Annotated in this window: 20 protein-coding genes and 2 riboswitches; of the genes, 10 read left to right on the plus strand and 10 right to left on the minus strand. The window is 68.7% G+C overall.

All coding sequences use genetic code 11. The features are described 5' to 3' along the window. Positions 1-44 precede the first annotated feature (44 nt). The 5 genes from C1925_RS18265 to C1925_RS18285 all read left to right on the plus strand — a co-directional run bounded on the left by C1925_RS18265 (position 45) and on the right by C1925_RS18285 (position 6,001). Positions 45-974, plus strand: a complete 930-nt coding sequence (locus tag C1925_RS18265) for an RDD family protein (RefSeq protein ID WP_108770132.1) — start codon at positions 45-47, stop codon at positions 972-974. A 212-nt stretch (positions 975-1,186) separates the two neighbouring features. After that, the gene (locus tag C1925_RS18270; RefSeq protein ID WP_108770133.1) at positions 1,187-3,652 is read left to right on the plus strand and encodes a DNA topoisomerase I; all 2,466 of its coding nucleotides are present in this window, start codon (positions 1,187-1,189) and stop codon (positions 3,650-3,652) included. Between the two features lie 147 nt (positions 3,653-3,799). Further along, on the plus strand, positions 3,800-4,390 hold the full coding sequence (locus tag C1925_RS18275) for a Sua5/YciO/YrdC/YwlC family protein (protein ID WP_108770134.1): 591 nt from the start codon (positions 3,800-3,802) through the stop codon (positions 4,388-4,390). 43 nt (positions 4,391-4,433) lie between these two features. Beyond that, the gene (locus C1925_RS18280; protein WP_108770135.1) at positions 4,434-5,141 is read left to right on the plus strand and encodes a DUF4124 domain-containing protein; all 708 of its coding nucleotides are present in this window, start codon (positions 4,434-4,436) and stop codon (positions 5,139-5,141) included. Between the two features lie 143 nt (positions 5,142-5,284). Then, positions 5,285-6,001 carry a hypothetical protein gene (locus C1925_RS18285; protein WP_108770136.1) on the plus strand — a complete coding sequence of 239 codons (717 nt, stop codon included), beginning with the start codon at positions 5,285-5,287 and terminating at the stop codon, positions 5,999-6,001. A gap of 69 nt (positions 6,002-6,070) precedes the next feature. Here C1925_RS18285 and C1925_RS18290 read toward each other — a convergent pair whose 3' ends face one another. Beyond that, complete coding sequence (locus tag C1925_RS18290) at positions 6,071-6,847, minus strand: SDR family oxidoreductase (protein WP_108770137.1); 777 nt, start codon at positions 6,845-6,847, stop codon at positions 6,071-6,073. Between the two features lie 110 nt (positions 6,848-6,957). Here C1925_RS18290 and C1925_RS18295 point away from each other — a divergent pair, with 110 nt between their 5' ends. After that, on the plus strand, positions 6,958-7,164 hold the full coding sequence (locus C1925_RS18295) for a hypothetical protein (RefSeq protein WP_108770138.1): 207 nt from the start codon (positions 6,958-6,960) through the stop codon (positions 7,162-7,164). A gap of 136 nt (positions 7,165-7,300) precedes the next feature. Here C1925_RS18295 and sppA read toward each other — a convergent pair whose 3' ends face one another. The 4 genes from sppA to C1925_RS18315 all read right to left on the minus strand — a co-directional run bounded on the left by sppA (position 7,301) and on the right by C1925_RS18315 (position 12,449). After that, positions 7,301-9,223, minus strand: coding sequence for a signal peptide peptidase SppA (gene sppA / locus C1925_RS18300; RefSeq protein ID WP_108770139.1), 1,923 nt, complete (start codon positions 9,221-9,223; stop codon positions 7,301-7,303). A gap of 115 nt (positions 9,224-9,338) precedes the next feature. Next, a complete protein-coding gene (locus tag C1925_RS18305; protein WP_108770140.1) occupies positions 9,339-10,703 on the minus strand; it encodes an MATE family efflux transporter in 1,365 nt (454 codons plus the stop codon). A gap of 179 nt (positions 10,704-10,882) precedes the next feature. Then, complete coding sequence (locus tag C1925_RS18310; protein WP_108770760.1) at positions 10,883-11,458, minus strand: DUF3106 domain-containing protein; 576 nt, start codon at positions 11,456-11,458, stop codon at positions 10,883-10,885. Beyond that, positions 11,451-12,449, minus strand: coding sequence for a hypothetical protein (locus tag C1925_RS18315; RefSeq protein WP_108770141.1), 999 nt, complete (start codon positions 12,447-12,449; stop codon positions 11,451-11,453). Before C1925_RS18315 ends, C1925_RS18310 begins: the two co-directional genes overlap by 8 nt. A 414-nt stretch (positions 12,450-12,863) precedes the next feature. Between C1925_RS18315 and C1925_RS18320 the strand changes: the two genes are divergently transcribed. Continuing rightward, positions 12,864-15,041: a primosomal protein N' gene (locus tag C1925_RS18320; protein WP_108770761.1), complete on the plus strand. Its 2,178-nt coding sequence runs from the start codon at positions 12,864-12,866 to the stop codon at positions 15,039-15,041. A gap of 105 nt (positions 15,042-15,146) precedes the next feature. Here C1925_RS18320 and C1925_RS18325 read toward each other — a convergent pair whose 3' ends face one another. After that, positions 15,147-15,767, minus strand: coding sequence for a glutathione S-transferase (locus tag C1925_RS18325; RefSeq protein ID WP_108770142.1), 621 nt, complete (start codon positions 15,765-15,767; stop codon positions 15,147-15,149). Between the two features lie 79 nt (positions 15,768-15,846). On the opposite strand from C1925_RS18325, the gene C1925_RS21050 reads away from it, so the two are divergent. Then, positions 15,847-16,038 (plus strand): hypothetical protein, encoded by a 192-nt coding sequence (locus tag C1925_RS21050; protein ID WP_159097564.1) that lies wholly within the window; start codon positions 15,847-15,849, stop codon positions 16,036-16,038. Between the two features lie 34 nt (positions 16,039-16,072). Here the strand turns inward: C1925_RS21050 and C1925_RS18330 are convergent, their stop codons facing one another. Next, entirely contained in the window at positions 16,073-16,849 is a 777-nt protein-coding gene (locus tag C1925_RS18330; RefSeq protein WP_108770762.1) for an NYN domain-containing protein, read from the minus strand. Between the two features lie 108 nt (positions 16,850-16,957). Between C1925_RS18330 and C1925_RS18335 the strand changes: the two genes are divergently transcribed. Continuing rightward, positions 16,958-18,235, plus strand: coding sequence for an NAD(P)/FAD-dependent oxidoreductase (locus C1925_RS18335; protein ID WP_108770143.1), 1,278 nt, complete (start codon positions 16,958-16,960; stop codon positions 18,233-18,235). Between the two features lie 135 nt (positions 18,236-18,370). On the opposite strand, the gene C1925_RS18340 is transcribed toward C1925_RS18335, so the two are convergent. The 3 genes from C1925_RS18340 to C1925_RS18350 form a co-directional block, all read right to left on the minus strand. Further along, a complete protein-coding gene (locus C1925_RS18340) occupies positions 18,371-18,826 on the minus strand; it encodes a hypothetical protein (protein WP_108770144.1) in 456 nt (151 codons plus the stop codon). 4 nt (positions 18,827-18,830) lie between these two features. Beyond that, entirely contained in the window at positions 18,831-19,262 is a 432-nt protein-coding gene (locus tag C1925_RS18345) for a nuclear transport factor 2 family protein (protein ID WP_108770145.1), read from the minus strand. A gap of 72 nt (positions 19,263-19,334) precedes the next feature. Continuing rightward, on the minus strand, positions 19,335-19,610 hold the full coding sequence (locus tag C1925_RS18350) for a GIY-YIG nuclease family protein (RefSeq protein WP_108770146.1): 276 nt from the start codon (positions 19,608-19,610) through the stop codon (positions 19,335-19,337). A gap of 40 nt (positions 19,611-19,650) precedes the next feature. Further along, positions 19,651-19,740, plus strand: a riboswitch (glycine riboswitch). Between the two features lie 13 nt (positions 19,741-19,753). Beyond that, positions 19,754-19,859, plus strand: a riboswitch (glycine riboswitch). A gap of 82 nt (positions 19,860-19,941) precedes the next feature. On the opposite strand from C1925_RS18350, the gene C1925_RS18355 reads away from it, so the two are divergent. Then, positions 19,942-20,559, plus strand: a complete 618-nt coding sequence (locus tag C1925_RS18355; protein WP_079223669.1) for a trimeric intracellular cation channel family protein — start codon at positions 19,942-19,944, stop codon at positions 20,557-20,559. Positions 20,560-20,703 lie beyond the last annotated feature (144 nt).

Consider the following 20,703-nt stretch of genomic DNA (forward strand, 5'->3'; position numbering starts at 1 on the left):
CGCAGGCAGCCTGAAATCCAAGGATGACCCAACAGGGGAACGCAATGACTGAGTGGTATTTCGCCGAAGGACAGCAACGCCAGGGACCGTTCCCGGTCACCGAGATCCGCCAGCGCTTCCAGCGCGGGCAGCTGACCCTGGACACGCTGGTGTGGCGCGAGGGCATGGGCCAGTGGGCCGCCCTGCGCCAGGTCGTGGACGAACTGGGCCTGCAGACCCTGGCCGAGGCCAGCGACAGCAGCGCCGCGGGCGGCTTCGACCTGCGCGGCGACTATGCCGCCATCGACAACGGCACCGCCCCCCTGCCGGGCACCGGCGCACTCAGCAGCTCGCCCTACAGCGCCCCGGGCGCGGCCAGCGGCGACTACAGCCAGGCCGTGCAGGGCGGCGAGGTGGTCTATGCCGGCTTCTGGAAGCGCTTCGCGGCCTACCTGATCGACTATTTCATCCTGCTGATCCCCAGCTGGATCATCGGCATGGTCCTCGGCGTGGGCATCGGCCTCGGCATGGGCGCGGCAGGCGGTGGCGATACGGCCACGGGCGTGGCCGCGCAGCTGGTCAGCGGCCTGGCCGGCCTGGCCATCTCGATGGTGTACTACGCCTGGTTCCACGCCTCGGCCGGCGGCGCCACGCCGGGCAAGATGGCCGTCGGCATCAAGGTCGTGCGCGGCAACGGTGAGCGCCTGACCCTGGGCCGCAGCATCGGTCGTTACTTCGCCACGATCCTGAGCAGCATCATCCTGTGCATCGGCTACCTGATGGCGGCGTTCACCGACCGCAAGCAGGCCCTGCACGACATGGTCTGCGACACCGTCGTGGTCGACCGCTGGGCCTTCACCGACCAGCCGCACCTGCAGCGGCGCGAGCTGGGCACGGTCACCGTCGTGATGCTGGTCATCGGCGGCCTGATGGTCCTGGGCGGCGTGATCATCTCGATCATCGCAGTGGGCGTGATCGCCAACATGGCCAGCTGAGCCTGGCCGACGGCGCCGGCAGGCGGCCGTCATCACGCCCCGCCCCTTGACAGGGGCCCTCCGGGCGTGATTCCTCTAATAAGGAAACCTGAACGCCCGGCACACTACCGGGCGTTCAGTTTATGGATTTGCCCGTGGCCGCTTCACTAATGCGGCCGTTTGCTCCACCCTAGCGGCCCCTTCCCCCGGTCCGCCCACAGACCTTTCCCGACATGCCCAAGCACCTGCTCATCGTCGAATCGCCGGCCAAGGCCAAGACGATCAACAAATACCTCGGCAAGGATTACACCGTCCTGGCCTCGTATGGGCATGTGCGCGACCTGATCCCGAAGGAAGGCGCGGTCGACCCGGACAACGGGTTCGCCATGCATTACGACGTCATCGACAAGAACGAGAAGCACGTCGATGCCATCGCCAAGGCCGCCAAGGGCGCCGACGACATCCTGCTGGCGACCGACCCGGATCGCGAGGGTGAAGCGATCAGCTGGCATATCGCCGAGATCCTGAAGGAGCGTGGGCTGGTCAAGGACAAGCCGATGCAGCGCGTGGTCTTCACCGAGATCACCCCGCGCGCCATCAAGGAAGCCATCAACCAGCCGCGCGCCATCGCCAGCGACCTGGTGGACGCCCAGCAGGCGCGACGCGCGCTGGACTACCTGGTCGGTTTCAACCTGTCGCCGGTGCTGTGGCGCAAGGTGCAGCGCGGCCTGTCCGCCGGCCGCGTGCAGAGCCCGGCGCTGCGCATGATCGTCGAGCGCGAGGAAGAGATCGAAGCCTTCATCGCCCGCGAATACTGGTCCATCGCTGCCGAGTGCGCGCACCCCAGCCAGCATTTCAACGCCAAGCTGATCAAGCTGGACGGGCAGAAGTTCGAGCAGTTCACCGTCACCGACGGCGACACCGCCGAGGCCGCCCGCCTGCGCATCCAGCAGGCCGCGCAGGGCTCGCTGCACGTCACCGACGTGGCCAGCAAGGAGCGCAAGCGCCGCCCGGCGCCGCCGTTCACCACCTCCACCCTGCAGCAGGAAGCCTCGCGCAAGCTCGGCTTCACCACCCGCAAGACCATGCAGGTGGCGCAGAAGCTGTATGAAGGCGTGAACATCGGCGACGAAGGCACCGTCGGCCTGATCTCGTACATGCGTACCGACTCGGTGAACCTGTCGCAGGACGCGCTGGCCGAGATCCGCGACGTGATCGCCCGTGACTACGGCATCGCCTCGCTGCCGGACCAGCCCAACACCTACCAGACCAAGTCCAAGAACGCCCAGGAAGCCCACGAAGCCGTGCGCCCGACCTCGGCCCTGCGGACCCCGGCCCAGGTGTCGCGCTTCCTCACCGACGACGAGCGCCGCCTGTACGAGCTGATCTGGAAGCGCGCCGTCGCCTGCCAGATGATTCCGGCCACGCTCAACACCGTCAGCGTCGACCTGTCGGCCGGCAGCGAACACGTGTTCCGCGCCAGCGGCACCACCGTCGTCGTGCCCGGCTTCCTGGCCGTGTACGAGGAAGGCAAGGACAACAAGAGCGCCGAGGACGAGGACGAAGGCCGCAAGCTGCCGGCGATGAAGCCTGGCGACCGCATTCCGCTGGAACGCATCCTGGCCGAACAGCATTTCACCCAGCCGCCGCCGCGCTTCACCGAAGCGGCGCTGGTGAAGGCGCTGGAAGAGTACGGCATCGGCCGTCCCTCGACCTACGCCTCGATCATCCAGACCCTGCTGTTCCGCAAGTACGTGGAAATGGAAGGCCGCAGCTTCCGTCCGTCCGACGTCGGCCGTGCGGTGTCCAAGTTCCTGTCCAGCCACTTCACCCAGTACGTGGACTACGACTTCACCGCCAAGCTGGAAGACGAGCTCGATGCCGTCTCGCGCGGCGAGGAAGAGTGGATCCCGCTGATGGCCCGCTTCTGGGAACCGTTCAAGGAGCTGGTGGAAGACAAGAAGGAATCGGTCGACCGCGCCGAGGCCAGCGGTGCCCGCGAACTGGGTACCGACCCCAAGACCGGCAAGCCGGTCAGCGTGCGCCTGGGCCGTTTCGGGCCGTACGCGGCCATCGGCAGCACCGCCGAGGACGCCGAGGAGAAGCCGAAGTTCGCTTCGCTGCGCCCCGGCCAGTCGATGCACACCATCTCCCTGGAAGACGCGTTGGAACTGTTCCTGATGCCGCGCGCACTGGGCCAGGACAAGGATGAGGACGTCAGCGTCGGCATCGGTCGTTTCGGCCCGTTCGCCAAGCGCGGCAGCACCTATGCCTCGCTGAAGAAGGAAGACGACCCGTACACCATCGACCTGGCCCGCGCCGTGTTCCTGATCGAAGAGAAGGAAGAGATCGCGCGCAACCGGATCATCAAGGAGTTCGAGGGCAGCGACATCCAGGTGCTGAACGGCCGATTCGGCCCGTACATCAGCGACGGCAAGATGAACGGCAAGATCCCCAAGGATCGCGAGCCGGCATCGCTGACCCTGGCCGAAGTGCAGCAGCTGATGGAAGAAACCGGCAAGCCGGTGCGCAAGGGCTTTGGCGCCAAGAAGGCCGCCGCGAAGAAGGCCCCGGCCAAGAAGGCGGCGGTGAAGAAGGAAGCCGCGCCGAAGAAGGCCGCTGCGAAGAAGGCGCCGGCCAAGAAGGCGGCGAAGAAGGCAGTGAAAAAGGCCGTAAAGAAGGCCGCAGCCAAGAAGTAGATCCACGCCATGCGCGGATGATCTGCCGGGATGTGCGGACCAACGGTCCGCACCCACCGCTTCAACAGGCCGGGATGTGCGGACCAACGGTCCGCACCCACCGCACCGTCGGCACCCACCACCCGTTCTGCACGCCACGGGGGGATAATGAAGCCCCACGTCGGGCCGGCCTTCCCCATGAAAGAACTCACCCTCGATACTGCTGTGGCCACGCTGCGCGCGGGGGGCGTGATCGCCTACCCGACCGAAGCTGTCTGGGGCCTGGGCTGCGACCCTGCCCATGAGGCGGCGGTGCACATGGTCCTGCGCCTGAAGCAGCGCCCGGTCGAGAAGGGCATGATCCTGGTCGCCGCCGACCTGCCGCAGCTGGAAGGCTGGGTACGGCTGGACGCGCTGCCCGACGCCCGCCAGCGCGCGGTGCTGGCCAGCTGGCCCGGCGCCAACACCTGGATCCTGCCGGCCGGCCCCCGTGCGCGCCCGTGGGTGACCGGTGAACACAGCGGCATCGCCGTGCGCATCAGCGCCCACCCGCTGGTGGCGGCGCTGTGCCGCGCTTGGGGCGGTCCGCTGGTGTCCACCAGCGCCAACCTGGCCGGTGAACCGCCGGCGCGCAGTCGCGAAGAACTGGACCCGCGTCTGCTGCGACTGCTCGACGGCATCCTCGATGGCCAGACCGGCGGCCTGGCCCAGCCGACGCCCATCCGCGACGCGCTCAGCGGCAGCATCCTGCGCTCCTGATGCGCCGATTGCAGTGCCGCGGCAATTCGCGCAGGCTGCAGCCATGAACCTGCTGCGCCCTGCCCTCTGCCTGGCTCTGTCGATGCCCGTGGTGGCTTTCGCTGCCGATGACGTGCGGGTCTACCGCTGCGTTGGCAGCAACGGCGCCGTTGCGCTGCAGGACAAGCCCTGCAGCAGCGGCCGTCAGGAAGTACGCGACCTGCAGCGCCCGCGCGACCCGCCGCCGCGTACGGTCAGCACCGATACCCCGCCGCCGACGCCCGCAGCGACGCCGGACATGGGCGTGCGCGAGGTCCGCCACGTCTACATCCAGCCGCCGCAGCCGATGTACGAGTGCGTGCGCGACGACGGCAGCCGCTATACCAGCGACAACAACGAGGGTAATCCGCGCTGGGTGCCGGTATGGACCACGGTCTGGTACGGACCGGGCCCCCATGGCGGACCGCGCCCGCGTCCGCCGGGACCGGGCCCGGGAGGCGGCGCCATCGGCATCGGGCCTCCGCCGGGGGCCGGCGGCATCCCGGTGCACCGGCCGCCGCTCGGCTACGGGGTCAACGTGCCCGGCGGCAACGTGCTGGTGCGCGACGCCTGCAGCCTGCTGCCGCCGCGCGAAGTCTGCTCGCGCCTGCGCGACCGCCGCTGGGAGCTGGACCGCCGCTACAACAGCGCGCTGCAGAGCGAACGCACCGCGATCAGCAACGAGCAGCGCGGCATCGACGCACGCCTGTCGCAGGACTGCAGCGGCGGCTGAGCGCTGCGCTTTGGTGGATGCCCACCTTGGTGGGCGCTCTGCTCCTGCTTTGGTAGATGCCCACCTTGGTGGGCGCCGTTGTTGGCCAGCGTCAACCAAGGTTGGCATCTACCAGGCGGCGGCCGCTGCTGTAGGCTGCTGGCATGAAGAAACTGATCTGGCTGGCGCTGTGCCTGCTGCCCGGCGCTGCCGCGGCCGAGGAGATGGTGATCTACCGCTGCACCGGCAGCAGCGATGTTCCCACCGTGCAGCGCATGCCCTGTTCGGCCGGCATGAAGCAGGAGATCGTGAAGCTGCCCGGCTCCGCGCCGTCGACGCCGGCTGCAGCCCCCGCGGCCGCTCCCACGCCAGCGCCGGTCGCCGCCGACCCCGCGCCTGCAGCGCCCGTCGCTCCCACACCGCCGCGCGCGGGCCAGGAACGCATCATCAGCGAGGCCTATATGGTCGAGCGCGAGGGCGGCGATGCCATCCTCGACAGCGCCCTGCTGCCCCGCCCCGGTGATGCCGCGGTCGATGAGAACGCGCCGCCCAAGCCGCCGCTGCCGCCGATCTTCCAGTGCCAGGACTCACAGGGCGGCCAGTACCTGCACGAGTACGAAGCCGCACCGGGCCGCTGCGAGCTGATGAACGTCAGCGGCCTGGGCGGTGCCACGCCGGTCAATGCGGCCAGCTGCGAAGTGGTCAGCGACCGTTGCAGCGAAGTGGCCGAGGCGCAGCGCTGTGGCAGCTGGCAACAGCGCTTCCGCAATGCCCGCGGTCGCGAGCGCTTTGCCTCGGAGGAAAACCGCGATGCCGCCCGTGCCGAACGCGAGCGCCTGCAGGCGGTGCTGGCTGCGAGTGATTGCCGGGTGCCGGAGTAGGCGCTGCCGCCCGGCGTTGATGGGATCAGAGCCCTTTCCTGCGGAAAGGGATCCGACCCCGGGTCAGGGTCAGAACCCGTACCGCAGGAAGCCGCCGTCGACCGCGATGCACTCACCGGTAACGTAGCTCGACGCCGGCAGGCACAGGAAGCCCACCGCTGCGGCCACTTCTTCCGGCTCGCCGATGCGGCGCATCGGCGTACGTGCGATCACTTCTTCGTAGTAGTCGGCATCGGACAACGGGCCGGACGTGCGCCGGGTGCGGATGTACCACGGCGCCACCGCGTTCACCCGGATGCCGTCCTCGGCCCATTCCACTGCCAGGTTGCGGGTCATCTGGTGCATCGCCGCCTTGGTCATGCCGTACACCACGCCGCTGCGCACATGGGTCAGGCCCGAAACGCTGCCGACGTTGACGATGGACGAGGAGGCGTGCCTGGCCAGCAGCGGATGCGCGTAGCGCGACAGCTCGAAGGCCGAGAACAGGTTGGTCTCGAAGATCTGGCGCCACTCGTCCTCGGAATACTCGGTCGCCGCCTTGGTGACGTTGCCGCCGGCGTTGTTGACCAGGATGTGCGGGCCGTCGCTGTGGTCCTCCACCCAGTCCAGGATCTGCCGGCGGTCTTCGTCATCGGAGACATCGGCGGCCAGCGCATGCACCTGCATCTGCGGATGCACGTCCAGCAGTTCGTCGCGCGCGGTTTCCAGCATGTCGATATCGCGGCCGACGATCATCAGGTCGGCGCCGAAACCGGCCAGTTCGTGTGCGATCGCCAGGCCGATGCCGGCGCTGGCACCGGTGATCAGGGCCGTCTGCCCGTCCAGGCGCCACCGTTGCTGGGTCATGAGTTCTCCGGGGCCGCGCCCGCTGTATTTCGATGCCGCAAGGATACGCGTCACAGCAGGGCGTTGCCGACAGTGCGACACTGCCGCATCACCCGCCCCGGAGCACCACGATGCGTCTGCTGATTCCCGTCTGCCTGTCGGTCGCACTGCTGGCCGGTTGCCAGAAGCCCGCCCCGCCCAACCCCGAGAAGCCGCCGCAGCCGCAGGCGCTGGCCAAGGCCATCAACCAGCCGCTGGACCGCGCCAAGGACGTGAAGAAGACCGTGGACGCCGGTGCCGAGCGCGAGCGCAAGGCCGAGGCTGAAGCAACGCAGTAGCGGATGAGAGGTAGCGCCGGGCCATGCCCGGCGAGCGCGGAGCGCGGCCTCCAGAATCCGCCGGGCATGGCCCGGCGCTACCAATAAAAAAAACGCCCGGCCGGAGCCGGGCGTTTTCATTACCAGCAAATGCCGGTCAGAACCCGCAGAAGCAGTACGCCAGTGCCTTCACCGGTGCACCGTTGCCCTTCTCGCGCGCGGCGTTCTCGACGAAGCGCAGCTGGGTGTCCACTTCAGGCATCGTGCGCGCCAGCATCATCCGCGCCACGCCCGAATCGGCCAGCATCCAGGCACCGGCATGGCTGCCGGCGAACCCACTGATGAACTGCGCGAACGGGGTGGCGGGCTTCTCGATGTAGCGCACGCGGTACTTCTCGTCATTGCCCAGCTTGGCACGGCTGGCGGCGTCGGCCACGGCGTCCTTCATGCCGCCGAAGGCGTCGACCAGACCGCGCTCCTTGGCCTGCGCACCGCTCCAGACGCGGCCACGGGCCACTTCGTCGATGGCTTCGACCGGCTTCTTGCGGGCCTCGGCCACGCGACCGGTGAAGTCGGCATAGCCCTTGTTGATCACCGACTGGATGACCTGGCCCACGGCCGGGTCCATCGGGCGGGTGACATCGAAGGCACCGGCGAAGCGGGTCGTGCCCACGCCATCGGTGTGCACGCCGAACTTGTCCAGCGCGCGGCTGAAGTTGGGGATCATGCCGAAGATGCCGATCGAACCGGTGATGGTCGACGGATCGGCATAGATGCGATCGGCGTTCATGCTGATCCAGTAACCACCGGAGGCGGCCAGGTCGCCCATCGACACCACCACCGGCTTGCCGGCGGCCTGCAGGGCCACCACTTCGCGGCGGATCTGCTCGGAGGCGAACACTTCACCGCCCGGCGAATCCACGCGCAGGACCACGGCCTTGACCTGGTCGTCGTCGCGCGCGGCGCGCAGCAGGGCCGAAGTCGACTCGCCACCGATGCGACCGGCCGGCAGGTCGCCGCCGCTGATCTCACCGGAGGCCACCACCACGGCCACCTGCGGACGGTTGTCCACCGGGTTGCGGCGCGCGTCGAGCTGGCCCATGTACGAGGCGAAATCGATGTTGCGGAAGCCGCCATCAGCGTCTTCGTCGGCCACGCCGCGCTCGATCATCAGATCCTCGAATTCCTCGCGGGTCTTCAGCGCGGTCACCAGCTTCTGCTGCAGGGCGAACTTGGCCAGGTCACCACCGGCCGCGGCCACGCCTTCGGGCAGCGTATCGATGCCCGCAGCCAGCTGTGCCGGATCGAGGCGGCGCGCCTTGGCGATGTCACCCAGGTAGCGCTGCCACACGTCGTTCATCCAGAACAGGTCGGCTTCCTTGGACGCCGGCGAGGCCGCATCCAGCACGTACGGTTCGGCGGCGGACTTGTACTCGCCCACCTTGAACAGGTGCACGTCCACGCCCAGCTTGTCCTGCAGGCCGGTGCGGAAGTACTGGCGGTAACGGCCCAGGCCCTCGAGCACCACCGACCCCATCGGGTCCAGGTAGACCTCGTCGGCCTGCGCGGCCAGCAGATACTGCGACTGGCCCATGCTCTGGCTGAAGGCCACGATCTGCTTGCCCGAGGCGCGCAGGTCCTGCAGCGCACCGGCCACTTCACGCAGCGAGGCGAAGCCGGACGGCTGCAGCTTGTCCAGTTCCAGCACCACGCGTTCGATCTTCTTGTCGGCCTTGGCCGATTCGATCACGCGCAGCAGGTCGCGCAGCTGCACTTCCTCGGCACCGTTGTCGCCGACCGCCTTGGCCAGCGCGCGGCTGACCGGATCAGCGCTGTACTGCTCGACCAGACGGCCTTCCGGCGCGATGACCAGCGTGGTGCGGTCCTGCAGGGATTTGCTGGCGCCGGCACTCATGCCCGCAGCGACGATGAACATCACCACCACGAACAGCAGCAGGCCGAAGAACACCAGGTTGAGGATCAGCCTGCGGGTGAAATTCATCACGTCCCACAGCCCGATGAAGAAACCGGCGATGGGATTGCGATGCGCCGGGGGCAGCGGGGGCACGGGTTGGTTCATGGAGCGCTCCGGATGGCTTCTTGCCGTGGTAACAGCATAGCCGGTGCCGTGTAAGGCGGCATCGGACACAAGTCAGGGGTTCGCCCGTCACGGTCTGGCGTGACGGGCACGACGGTCATTCCAGGGCCGATTGACCGATGCGCAGGCTGCTGCGACGCAGGCGCCAGCCCATCAGGATGGCGGCGGCGGTCAGGCCGACGATCAGGCCGATCCACATGCCCTGCGGGCCCATGCCCAGGCCCAGGCCGAGCCCGGCACCGAGCGGCATGCCCAGGCCCCAGTACGCGAACATGGCGATGAACATCGGCACGCGCGTGTCCTTCAGCCCGCGCAGCGCGCCGGCCGACAGCACCTGGATGCCATCGGGGAACTGGAACGTGGCCGCGTACAGCAGCAGGGTCGAGGCGAGGCCGGCCACCGCGAGGTCATTGGTATAGACGCCGACGATGGCGTCGTGGCCGAACAGCAGCACCGCCGCGGACAACGTCTGCGTGCCCATGATGATCGCGTAGCCGGCCCACGCCGCGCGGCGCACGCCGAAGCCATCGCCGCGGCCGACCGCATGGCCCACGCGCACGGTGGTGGCCTCGGCCACGCCCATCGGGATCATGAAGCACAGCTGCGCCACGTTGATCGCGATCTGGTGCGCAGCTGCTTCGTTGGCACCGAGGCGGCCGATCAGCAGCGCGGTGACAATGAACAGGCCGCCCTCCATCAGCACGGTGATGCCGATCGGCAGGCCGGTGCGCAGCAGGTCCCAGATCGCCGCCGGGCGCGGGCCCTCGAAGTGCGAGAACAGCTGCAGGTGGGCGAAGCGCTTGGTGAACCACAGGTAGGTGGCGAAGGCGATGGCCTGCAGCCACATCATCACCGCCGAGGCGATGCCCAGGCCTTCGGCGCCCATTTCCGGGAAGCCGAGCTTGCCGTTGGCCAGCACGTAGCCCATCGGCGCCAGCACCAGCAGGCCACCGAAGCCGAGCAGCATGGTCGGCAGCGTCCAGTGCATGCCCTCGCTGAGGTAGCGCATGCAGAAGTACAGGGTCAGCGCCGGACCACCCCAGCGCACCGCATGCAGGAAAGCGGTGGCCCCCGGCACGATGTCCGGGGCGATGCCGAAGGCCGGCAGCAGCGGCGGCACCACGGTGAGGAAGGTGAACATGATCAGGCCCAGGCCCAACGCCAGCCACAGCGCCTGGCGGAACAGCGGGCCGATCTCGCGCTCGCGGCCGGCGCCGTGCAGCTGCGACACCGAGGCGGTGAGCGAGATGAGCGTGCCGATCGGGATCAGCATCGGCAGCCACAGCAGGGCCGTACCGATGGTCACCGCGGCCAGGGTGGCGGTGGCGTGGTGGCCGGCAATGACGTTGTCGACGAAGGAGATCAGACCGGTGGATACATGGCCCAGCACCAACGGCAGGGCGAGCAGACCGGTCGCGCCCACTTCCTTGCGGAAGCGCGGCGTGGAGGTTGCGGTAGACATGGAAGTACAGGACGCCAACTACGGTTGCGCGCGAAGGGCACAGGCACCGGGTTGCGGCCGGCTATTTTACGGCCAAACGGTACCGCCCGCTGGGTAGCGTCGACCGTTGGTCGACTGCTCTTCACGTACACCCTCGGAAATTCACCGCGCTGTGCGCGGAAGTCGACCAACGGTCGACTCTACTGGCCGGCCTGGCGCTTGAGCCAGGCGTCGCGTTCGGCGGCTGGCACGGCGAGGAAGGCGCTGCGCACGGCATCGCGTTCCTGCGGCGGGGTGCGCTGGGCCACCAGCGTCAATTGCGTCAACTGCGCGGGGCTGAGTTGGCGCAGCGCGGCCAGTGCGGCCTCGCGCTGCTCCGGCGGCACCAGGCCGAACAGGCCGTGCAGCTTGGGGAACTGCATGCCCAGCTGCGGCCCCAGCCGCCAGCCATCGCGGAAGGACTGGTCCTGGGCCTGGAACTGCTCGCGCAGGCGCTGCTGCTGTTCGGCCGGCAGCGCGGCAAAGCGGGCGGCCGCCTGGCGGATGCGCTCGCGCTCGCCCTCCGGCAACGCCTTCAACGACGCATAGTCGGCGCGACGCTGGCGCTGCTGCTCCGGGCTGAGCTGGGCAAAGGCAGCGGGCGAACCCGTATCGGCCACCGGCGCCGGCGTTGCACCGGGCGCTGCCGGCGGCAGCGGTACTTCCAGCGAGGGCGGCGCGGCGGCCAGCGACAACGGCAGGGCCAGCAGCACGCTGGCAAGCAGGAATTTATTCATCGGCAGCAGCGGTTTCCAGCGCGGCACCGACCGGCTCGGGGCGGGTCGGCTTGGGTTCGGATTCATCCACCGGCAGCGGGCCGCCCGCGGCGCTCCACGCATACAGGTCGGCGTCAGCGGCCAGCGGATAGTCGCGGTCGGCCAGCATGGCGGCGTCCTCGGCCGCGTGGCCATCGGCGGCAGCGGTCGGCTGCACCTCGCTGGCCGGCAGGGATTCAACCGTGACCGGGCCGGACTCGGCGACCACGCCTTCCGGCAGCGGCGCATCGCTGGCCGTCGCGTGGTGCTGCCAGTAGCGCCAGCCCAGGGCGGCCGCCAGCAGTACTGCCACCGTCACCAGCAGGATGACCGGGCCGCGCCAGCGCGGCGCACCGGTGTTGGGGCGGCGGCGCTTGGGCGCGCTGCGCTCGTCGCGCTCCGGCGTGCGCCAGCTGGCCGTAGGGGGCTGGTTGTTCGCGGCCGGTGCCGAAGGCTGCTGCAGCTGCTGCAGGCGCTTGGCCGGCAGATCGCGGATGCGCAGCTGCACCTGCTCGGCCAGGCCGCGCCACGCCGCGGCGTCGGGCTGGCCGTGGGCGTCGCGCGGGCAGGCGGCGGCCAGCAGCTGCTGGTAGCCGTCTTCATCGATATCCAGCACACGGGTGGCAATGCCTTCATCCAGGCTGCCACCGACCCGCAGCAGCAGGGCCAGGCGCGGCAGCGGCGGCATGTCGCCCAAGGCGGCCAGCGACGGCGGCCACTGCCCGGCAGCCGGCTCGCGCAGCGCCTGGCGCTGGCCCAGCAGGGTCCAGAAACGGGTCGGCCACTGCGCCATCGGCAGGTCGCTGGCCACGGCGGAGAAAGCGCGCATCACCGCGACCAGGGTCTGCTCGGCGCGGGCGGGGTCACCGCACTGCAGCTCGGCAACCACCAGCGCGCGGCGTTCGACGCCACGCAGGAACGCCGACAGCGCGCCGGCCGCGGTCGAGGAAACAGGGGCGGGCACAGCCGTCATCGGTTACTCCAAAGGTCTGCGGGCATGATAGCGGCAGCCCATCGGCGGCCGGCAGGACTTGCGCCCACGGGCACTTCGTGCTGCAGGTTGTGCACAGCATCAATGCGGTCCCCGGCCGAATCGTCGTGAAGCCGCGGATTCACCTTGTTTCAGCAATGTTTCACAATCAAATCATTGATTTTATTGATGTTTTAAGTATGGCTATTTTTTGACCAACCCGAGTGTAAAGCCGTCGCCATCGGCCTCAGACGCCCCCGTCGACCGGTAACGCACAACGTTATCCACAGAAGATGTGGATAAGACTGAATCTCTAATAGCCACCGATATTTAGGTGACATTTATGATTGCGCGGCAGGCGCGGGCGACGTGATCGCCTCTGCCATCGGCCCCCGCCCCGCCCGTTACACTGCCCCGATGCTCGCCCCCATCCCGACCCTGCAGGTCGCCCTGCCCGTCCCGCTGCCGCGCCTGTTCGACTACCTGCCCCCGGAAGGTCCGGGCCCGGCCGTGCCGGTCGGTTGCCGCCTGAAGGTCCCGTTCGGCAACCGCGAGCTGGTGGGGATGGTGGCCGGCCACGGCCAGGTGGACGACGGCCAGGGCCTGCGCCAGGCGCTGACCTGGTGCGATCCGCAGCCGCTGCTGCAGGGCGAGCTGTGGCAGAGCCTGCAGTGGCTGGCCCGCTACACCCATTCACCGTTGGGCGAAGTGGTGAACACCGCCCTGCCCGGCCCGCTGCGGCACGGCGAGGCCCTGCCCGACACCCACCACTGGGGCTGGCAGCTGACCGCCGCCGGCCAGGCCCAGCGCGAAAAGCTGCGCGCCGGCACCCGCCCGCGGCAACTGGCCGAACTGCTGGGCGAGGCCGTGGTCGACGAAGACGTGCTGGGCGCGCGCATGGAGGACTGGCGCACCGCCGCACGCAGCCTGGCCAAGCGCGAGCTGGCCGAGCGCGTGGCCCTGAGCGTGGCGCCGCAGCATGCGCAGCCCCTGCCCGGCCCCACCCTCAACCCGGAACAGGCCGAGGCCGTGGCCGCGATCACCGCTGCCGACGGCTTCCATGCCTTCCTGCTGGACGGGGTGACCGGCAGCGGCAAGACCGAGGTCTACCTGCAGGCCATCATCCACTGCCTGGCGCAGGGGAAACAGGCGCTGGTGCTGGTGCCGGAAATCGGCCTGACCCCGCAGACCCTGGCGCGCTTCCGTGGCCGCCTCGGCATCGCGGTGCATGCGCTGCATTCGGGCTTGAACGACAACGAACGCGCGCGCGTCTGGGCCGGGGCCTCGCGCGGCGAAGCGAGGGTGATCGTCGGCACCCGGTCGGCGGTGTTCACCCCACTGCCGCAGGCCGGCCTGCTGATCGTCGACGAGGAACATGACGGCAGCTACAAGCAGCAGGACGGCATCCGCTACCACGCCCGCGATTTCGCCCTGGTGCGGGCCAAGGCGCTGGGCATCCCGGTGCTGCTGGGCAGCGCCACACCGTCGCTGGAAACCCTGCACAACGCCTATGCCGGCCGCTACACCCACCTGCGCCTGAAGCAGCGCGCCGGTGATGCGCGGCCGCCACGCGTGCGCATCCTCGATGTGCGCAAGCGGCCGCTGCACGATGGCCTGTCCGCCGATGTGCTGGCCGGTATCGGCGAACACCTGCAGCGTGGCCAGCAGGTGCTGGTGTTCAAGAACCGCCGTGGCTACGCGCCGGTACTGCTGTGCCACGACTGCGGCTGGACCGCGCCATGCCAGCGCTGCGATGCGCCGATGACCGTACATGGCGGCGGCCGTCGCCTGCAGTGCCACCACTGCGGTGCGCGGCAGCCGGCGCCCCTGGCCTGCCCGGCCTGCGGCAGCCTCGCGCTGCAGCCGCAGGGCATCGGCACCGAGCGCCTGGAAGAGCACCTGGTCAGCGCCTTTGCCGATTATCCGGTGGTGCGCATCGACCGCGGCACCACCTCGCGCCGCGATGCGCTGGAACAGCAGCTGGCGAAGCTGGGCGACCAGCCCGGCATCCTGGTCGGCACGCAGATCCTGGCCAAGGGCCACGACCTGCCCAAGTTGACCCTGGTGGTGGTGGTGGGCATCGACGAAGGCCTGTTCTCGGCCGACTTCCGCGCCAGCGAGAAGCTGGCCCAGCAGCTGATCCAGGTGGCCGGCCGCGCTGGTCGCGCGCGCGATCCTGGCGAGGTCTGGCTGCAGACCCACCACCCGGGGCACCCGTTGCTGGAAACCCTGGTGAGCGGTGGCTACCACCCGTTCGCACAGGCCGAATTGAACCAGCGCCAGGCCGCCGGCTTCCCGCCGTTCGCACACCTGGCGCTGATGCGTGCCGAAGCGCAGCAGCTTGAACATGCGAACGCCTTCCTGCTGGCGGCGCGGCAGCTGCTGGGCGAGCAGAACGTGGTGGAGGCCTATGGGCCGATGCCGGCGCCGATGCCGCGTCGCGCCGGTTACCAGCGCACGCAGCTGCTGCTGTCCGCGCTGCAGCGGCCGCCGCTGCATGGCGTGCTGGCCCAGCTGGTGCCGCAGCTGTACGCGCTGCCGGAGGCGCGCAAGGTGCGCTGGTCGCTGGATGTGGATCCGACGGATCTGTATTGAGGCCTGCCATGGGGTCAGAGCCCTCTCTGCGAGAGGGATCCGACCCCTTGGCTATCGGGGTCGGATCCCACCCCAAGGGTGGGCTCCGACCCCGGTCGCCACCGCTTACGTCAGCGGTGACATCACGCCGCGCTGGTACGCCGGGCGCTCGCGCAGGCGGGCATACCAGTCGGCCAGGTTCGGCAGGTCGGGGCGCTGGATCGGCAGTTCGAACCAGGCATAGATCAACGAACCCAGCGGGATGTCGCCCATCGCGAACTTCTCGCCCGACAGCCACGGCTGCCTGCCCAGGGTCTCATCGGCCATCTTCAGGTAATCACCGGCGCGCACGATGGCGGCGTTGATGCGCGCTTCATCGCGGTCGGCCGGCGCGGTGCGCATGATGCCCCAGATCAGTTCGGAGTACAGCGCAGCCATCCGCGAGGTGCTCCAGTCCATCCACTTCTCGGCCTGCGCACGTTCCATCGCATCTTCGGCGTACAGCGTGCCCAGCGAATAGCGCGCGCTCAGGTAGCGCACGATGGTGTTCGATTCCCACAGCGGCAGGCCGTGGTCTTCGATCACCGGCACCAGGCTGTTGGGATTCATCGCCACGTATTCGGCCGACTGCGTGCCGCCATGGCTGCCACCCACTTCGATGGATTCGTACGGCAGCCCGATTTCTTCGGCGCACCACAGCACCTTGCGGACATTGCTGGAATTGCGGCGGCCCCAGATCTTCAACATTGCGGATTTCCCTGCCTGCAGCGGTGCGCCACGGTGGCGCGGAAACGCTACGATACGCCCATCCACAGGGAGAGACGACGTGACTGCATGGGATGCGTTGAACTACGTTCTGCTGGCAGCAGGGCTGGTGATGCTGGTGCTGGGCTACCGCCGTTCCAGCCGCAACCAGCTGCTGTGCGCCGGGCTGTTGCTGCTGGCCTTCAACGGCGTCGAGGATTTCGCCGCCGGGTTTGCCGACGGTTATGCGGGTTCGGATGCGCGGGTGATCTGAACCGCGGCGTCGATGTGCCGGCCAGCGGCCGGCGCTACCGGTTCTTCTTCGGCAGCGCGCGCACGTAGGACGATTTGCCGTCCTTCTTCAGCTCGAACAGGCCGATGGCCGCCAGCAGGTCGCTGAGCTTGCCGTAGCCATAGTTGCGCGGGTCGAACGAGGCCTGGTTGCCGATCTGGCTGCCGACCGGGCCCAGGTGTGACCAGCCATCCTCGCCCTCGGCGGCAGACACCGCACGCCGCAGCATCTTCACCAGGCGCGTGTCATTGCGCAGTTCCGCGCTGTTCTTGCGCGGGCGCACTTCATCACTGGCCACCTGCCCGCTGGGCGCCTGCCCGGCCTCGGCCTCGACGTCGGGCACGCTGGCGTGGGTCTGGCCCAGGGCTTCCAGGTAGGTGAACTTGGAGCAGGCGTTGACGAAGGGCTCGGGCGTCTTCTTCTCGCCGAAGCCATACACCTTCACCCCATCGGTCAGCAGGCGCATCACCATCGGGGTGAAGTCGGCATCGCTGGAGACGATGGCGAACCCATCGAGGTTGCGCGCGTACAGCAGGTCCATCGCATCGATGACCATGGCCATGTCCGAGGCGTTCTTGCCCTTGCTGTAGGCGAACTGCTGGATCGGGCGGATGGCGTACTCGTGCAGCACCGATTCCCAGCCCTTCAGGCGCGGGCTTTTCCAGTTGCCGTAGGCACGGCGCACGTTGGCCACGCCGTAGCGGGCGACCTCGGCCAGGACTTCGTCGATCTTCGAGGCCGGCGCATTGTCGGCGTCGATCAGCAGGGCGATGCGCTTTTCCGGTTCGGACATGGTTTCCTCGGTGGGCTGCAGGCTGAGCGGAGTATCACCCATGGCCACTGGCAGCCATGTGACGTGCGATGATGCAGGGCGACATCCATCCCCCTCTGGAGTACGTCGATGAGCCGCGAACCAGTCCCCCACCTGGTCATCATCGGCGGCGGTTTTGCGGGCCTCTGGGCCACCCGGGCCCTGGCCCGCGAAAAGATCAGGATCACCCTGCTCGACCGCCGCAACCACCACCTGTTCCAACCCCTGCTGTACCAGGTCGCCACCGCCGGCCTGTCCGCCCCCGACATCGCCGCGCCGCTGCGCCACATCCTTGGCCACCAGCGCAACGTGGAAGTACGCCTGGGCGAGGTCGTCGCCATCGACAAGGCCACCCGCCAGGTGCAGCTGGCCGACGGCAGCACCCTGGGCTACGACAGCCTGCTGCTGGCCACCGGCGCCACCCACGCCTACTTCGGCAACGACCAGTGGGCCGCCGATGCGCCGGGCCTGAAAACGCTGGACGATGCCATCGCCCTGCGCCGCAAACTGCTGCTGGCATTCGAGCGCGCCGAGGCCGAACCGGACCCGGCGAAGAAGGCCGCATGGCTCAGCTTCGCGGTGGTCGGCGGCGGCCCCACCGGCGTCGAACTGGCTGGCACCCTGGCCGAGATCGCCCGCCACACCCTGCGTAACGAGTTCCGCCACATCGATCCGGCCAGCGCCAAGGTGCGCCTGGTCGAGGCCGGCCCGCGCGTGCTGTCTTCGTTCCCCGAGGTGCTGTCGCTGAAGGCACGCCGGCAGCTGGAGAAGCTGGGCGTGGAAGTGCTGACCGGCACCCCGGTGAGCGACATCGACAGCCTCGGCTTCAAGCTGGGCGAACAGTTCGTGCCCGCACGCACCGTGGTCTGGGCCGCCGGCGTGGCCGCCTCGCCGCTGGCGCGCACGCTGGACGTACCACTGGACCGCGCCGGCCGCGTGCAGGTGCAGCCCGACCTGACCCTGCCCGGGCACCCCGAACTGTTCGTCGCTGGTGACCTGGCTGCAGTGAACCAGGCCAACGGCAAGCCGGTGCCCGGCGTGGCACCCGCCGCCAAGCAGATGGGCAAGTACGTGGCCGATGTCATCCGCGCGCGCCTGCATGGCAAGCCGACACCGGGGCCGTTCAAGTACGCCGACTACGGCAACCTGGCCACCATCGGCCGCATGGCCGCCATCGTGCACCTGGGCAGGCTGCAGCTGTCCGGCGTGCTGGCCTGGTGGTTCTGGCTGGCCGCGCACGTGTTCTTCCTGATCGGTTTCCGCAACCGCGTGGTGGTGCTGCTGAACTGGGCGGTGGCGTACTGGAGCTACCAGCGCAGCGCGCGCATCATTTTCGGTGATGACCAGGAAGATCGCCGGCCGAGGTAATGGCCTGCACTACGCTGGGGTCAGAGCCCTTTCCTGCGGAAAGGGATCTGGCCCCGGGCATGAAGGGGTCGGATCCCTTTCCACAGGAAAGGGCTCTGACCCCGCCTCCCAACATCCTCCTCGCATGGCGTGGATCTACCGGTTCACCGGGCCGCCGGGGCCCGGCGGGCGCGGCCACACGTGGCAGAAGTCTTCTTTCCTCGCGGTGTCGGCAATCTGCCCAGCACTCCAATGCCGGGTGATCCAGATCGTGAGCGCCGTGCTGCTCAACTGCCAGCGCAGCATGCCGTGGCGCGGCTGCCGCATCAGGTGGCGGCGGGCAACCCAGTAGGCCTCCTGCTCGCCCACGGGCACGTTCGCTTTCCCCGCATCCTGGTCGAAGAGCTGCACGACGACGCCCCAGGGGTTCATGCGCTGGTAGCCCGCGCGCGGTTCACCGCTGCATGCCGCCACGCCGCTGGGCGCACGGTCTGCCGGCTGCGGCCAACCATCCACCCAGGCCAGCCCGAGCAGGTAGAGCAGGCCGGGCAGCAGCGCGATGGCGGCGACCAATACGGCGACGGAGATCCATGCTTTGCCGGCAGCACGCATCGCTCTACGGCGCCTTCGGTTTCGGGTACCACAGCGCGTTGACGATGACCCAGCGCTGGTCGAAACGGCCCATGTGGAAGTAGTCGACGAACCACGGCGTTTCCAGCCGCACCGAGGCGGCATTGCCGGTCACGTCCAGCACCGTGCAGCGGCGGTCCCATTGCGCCTTCCGCGTCTTCAACGCTCCCTGCTTCGTCAGTGCCACCAGTTCGTCCTTCGACATCCGGCGCAGGCCCAGACGCTCGTCAGGCGTATCGCCCAGCACCGCGCGTTTGGCCAGGTCCGGATGCAGGGACCGCACGACGCGCTGCGGGTCGGCTTCCAGCTGGCCATCGACATAGTCATGACAGGTGGCCTCGATGGCCGCGACGGTGGCCGGGTCGGCGGGCGGGCTGGTTGATGCGGAGAGCGCAAACAACAGGGCAAGCGTGGACATCCGGGTGCTCCAGCACGGGGGGCGGGGCGATCATGGCATGGGCGGCGTCCCCCATCCACGCGTGGCGTGGATCTACAGGACGGCCTCGGCCGGGGCCTGCAGCCAGGCCAGCTTGCGTTCGCGCGGCTGCTGCTTGAGCTGCCATTCGGCGCGGGACGCAGCCGAGCGGTCCGGGTACTCGCGCACGGCGAGGATGCGCAGCGGCGGCCGGGCCCGGGTGTAGCGGGCGCCCTTGCCGGCCTGGTGGGCAGCGAAACGGGCCGCCACGTCGGTGCTGATGCCGGCGTAGTAGCTGCCGTCACGGCATTCGAGCAGGTACAGGAACCAGGGGACGGAGGGGCGGGCCATGCACCGATTATGGCGTGCTGCACTGCAGCGGATATACTGCCCTCCGAATGCAGGAGAGAGGCGCCGCGCTGGCGCCCGCCGAAGGCGCAGGCTCCCATGATCGCTCAGGCCGGTGGGCTGGAATCCCACCAACCATGCATTCGACTCGCCGAGCTGGAGAGAGGTCACCGGGCTCGCCCGGCACGATCCGCCGAAGGGGCACGCGGTTCATCCCGCTGAACTCTCAGGCAAAAGGACAGCGGGAGCGGCACCGGTCATCGTCATCCCGTCATTGCGCAGGCAGTGGCGGTATACGCGCATGGCCGGCCCCACCGCGCCCGGAGCCTGTCCCATGCTGCTGTCCATCATCTATCTCGTTGCCATTTCCGCCGAAGCCATGACCGGTGCGCTGTCCGCCGGCCGCCGCCGCATGGACCTGTTCGGCGTGGTCATGATCGCCTGCGTCACCGCCCTCGGCGGCGGTTCGCTGCGCGACATCCTGCTCGGCCATTACCCGCTGGGCTGGGTGAAGCACCCCGAGTACCTGGGCTTCACCGTGTGCGCGGCGCTGATCGCCACCTGGGTGGCGCGCTGGATGCACCATTTCCGCCGCACCTTCCTGGTGCTCGATGGCCTGGGCCTGATCGCCTTCACCCTGATCGGCTGCTCGATCGCACGCGAGGCCGGCCATGCCATGCCCATCGTGCTGATCGCCGGCATGCTCACCGGTGCCTTCGGCGGCGTGCTGCGCGACATCCTCTGCAACGAGGTGCCGCTGATCTTCCAGAAGGAGCTGTACGCGATCATCTCGCTGCTGACCGGCGCGGTATATCTGTTGCTGCTGCGCTGGGGTGTGGCCGATGCCACGGCGATCCTGTGCTGCCTGGGCGGTGGCTTCGCGCTGCGCCTGCTGGCGATCCATTACCGCTGGGAAATGCCCAAGTTCGTGTACCACGACGAAGTGCATTGATCGCTCTTTGTAGAGTCGAGCCATGCTCGACTGTTCCTGGCAGAAGCAGTCGAGCATGGCTCGACCCTACAAGAGCGGTCAGGCATGACCTTGGTCATGCGGCAATCGCCGGGCTGATTGGCTACCATTGACGCCCCGTCGCCC

The organism is Stenotrophomonas sp. SAU14A_NAIMI4_5 (genome assembly GCF_003086795.1).
Classification (GTDB): domain Bacteria; phylum Pseudomonadota; class Gammaproteobacteria; order Xanthomonadales; family Xanthomonadaceae; genus Stenotrophomonas.

Excerpts from the sequence above, each read along its gene's own strand:
- C1925_RS18265 (WP_108770132.1), top strand. The coding sequence starts at position 45 with ATGACTGAGTGGTATTTCGCCGAAGGACAGCAACGCCAGGGACCGTTC.
- C1925_RS18270 (WP_108770133.1), top strand. The coding sequence starts at position 1,187 with ATGCCCAAGCACCTGCTCATCGTCGAATCGCCGGCCAAGGCCAAGACG.
- C1925_RS18275 (WP_108770134.1), top strand. The coding sequence starts at position 3,800 with ATGAAGCCCCACGTCGGGCCGGCCTTCCCCATGAAAGAACTCACCCTC.
- C1925_RS18280 (WP_108770135.1), top strand. The coding sequence starts at position 4,434 with ATGAACCTGCTGCGCCCTGCCCTCTGCCTGGCTCTGTCGATGCCCGTG.
- C1925_RS18285 (WP_108770136.1), top strand. The coding sequence starts at position 5,285 with ATGAAGAAACTGATCTGGCTGGCGCTGTGCCTGCTGCCCGGCGCTGCC.
- C1925_RS18290 (WP_108770137.1), bottom strand. The coding sequence starts at position 6,847 with ATGACCCAGCAACGGTGGCGCCTGGACGGGCAGACGGCCCTGATCACC.
- C1925_RS18295 (WP_108770138.1), top strand. The coding sequence starts at position 6,958 with ATGCGTCTGCTGATTCCCGTCTGCCTGTCGGTCGCACTGCTGGCCGGT.
- sppA (WP_108770139.1), bottom strand. The coding sequence starts at position 9,223 with ATGAACCAACCCGTGCCCCCGCTGCCCCCGGCGCATCGCAATCCCATC.
- C1925_RS18305 (WP_108770140.1), bottom strand. The coding sequence starts at position 10,703 with ATGTCTACCGCAACCTCCACGCCGCGCTTCCGCAAGGAAGTGGGCGCG.
- C1925_RS18310 (WP_108770760.1), bottom strand. The coding sequence starts at position 11,458 with ATGAATAAATTCCTGCTTGCCAGCGTGCTGCTGGCCCTGCCGTTGTCG.
- C1925_RS18315 (WP_108770141.1), bottom strand. The coding sequence starts at position 12,449 with ATGACGGCTGTGCCCGCCCCTGTTTCCTCGACCGCGGCCGGCGCGCTG.
- C1925_RS18320 (WP_108770761.1), top strand. The coding sequence starts at position 12,864 with ATGCTCGCCCCCATCCCGACCCTGCAGGTCGCCCTGCCCGTCCCGCTG.
- C1925_RS18325 (WP_108770142.1), bottom strand. The coding sequence starts at position 15,767 with ATGTTGAAGATCTGGGGCCGCCGCAATTCCAGCAATGTCCGCAAGGTG.
- C1925_RS18330 (WP_108770762.1), bottom strand. The coding sequence starts at position 16,849 with ATGTCCGAACCGGAAAAGCGCATCGCCCTGCTGATCGACGCCGACAAT.
- C1925_RS18335 (WP_108770143.1), top strand. The coding sequence starts at position 16,958 with ATGAGCCGCGAACCAGTCCCCCACCTGGTCATCATCGGCGGCGGTTTT.
- C1925_RS18340 (WP_108770144.1), bottom strand. The coding sequence starts at position 18,826 with ATGCGTGCTGCCGGCAAAGCATGGATCTCCGTCGCCGTATTGGTCGCC.
- C1925_RS18345 (WP_108770145.1), bottom strand. The coding sequence starts at position 19,262 with ATGTCCACGCTTGCCCTGTTGTTTGCGCTCTCCGCATCAACCAGCCCG.
- C1925_RS18350 (WP_108770146.1), bottom strand. The coding sequence starts at position 19,610 with ATGGCCCGCCCCTCCGTCCCCTGGTTCCTGTACCTGCTCGAATGCCGT.
- C1925_RS18355 (WP_079223669.1), top strand. The coding sequence starts at position 19,942 with ATGCTGCTGTCCATCATCTATCTCGTTGCCATTTCCGCCGAAGCCATG.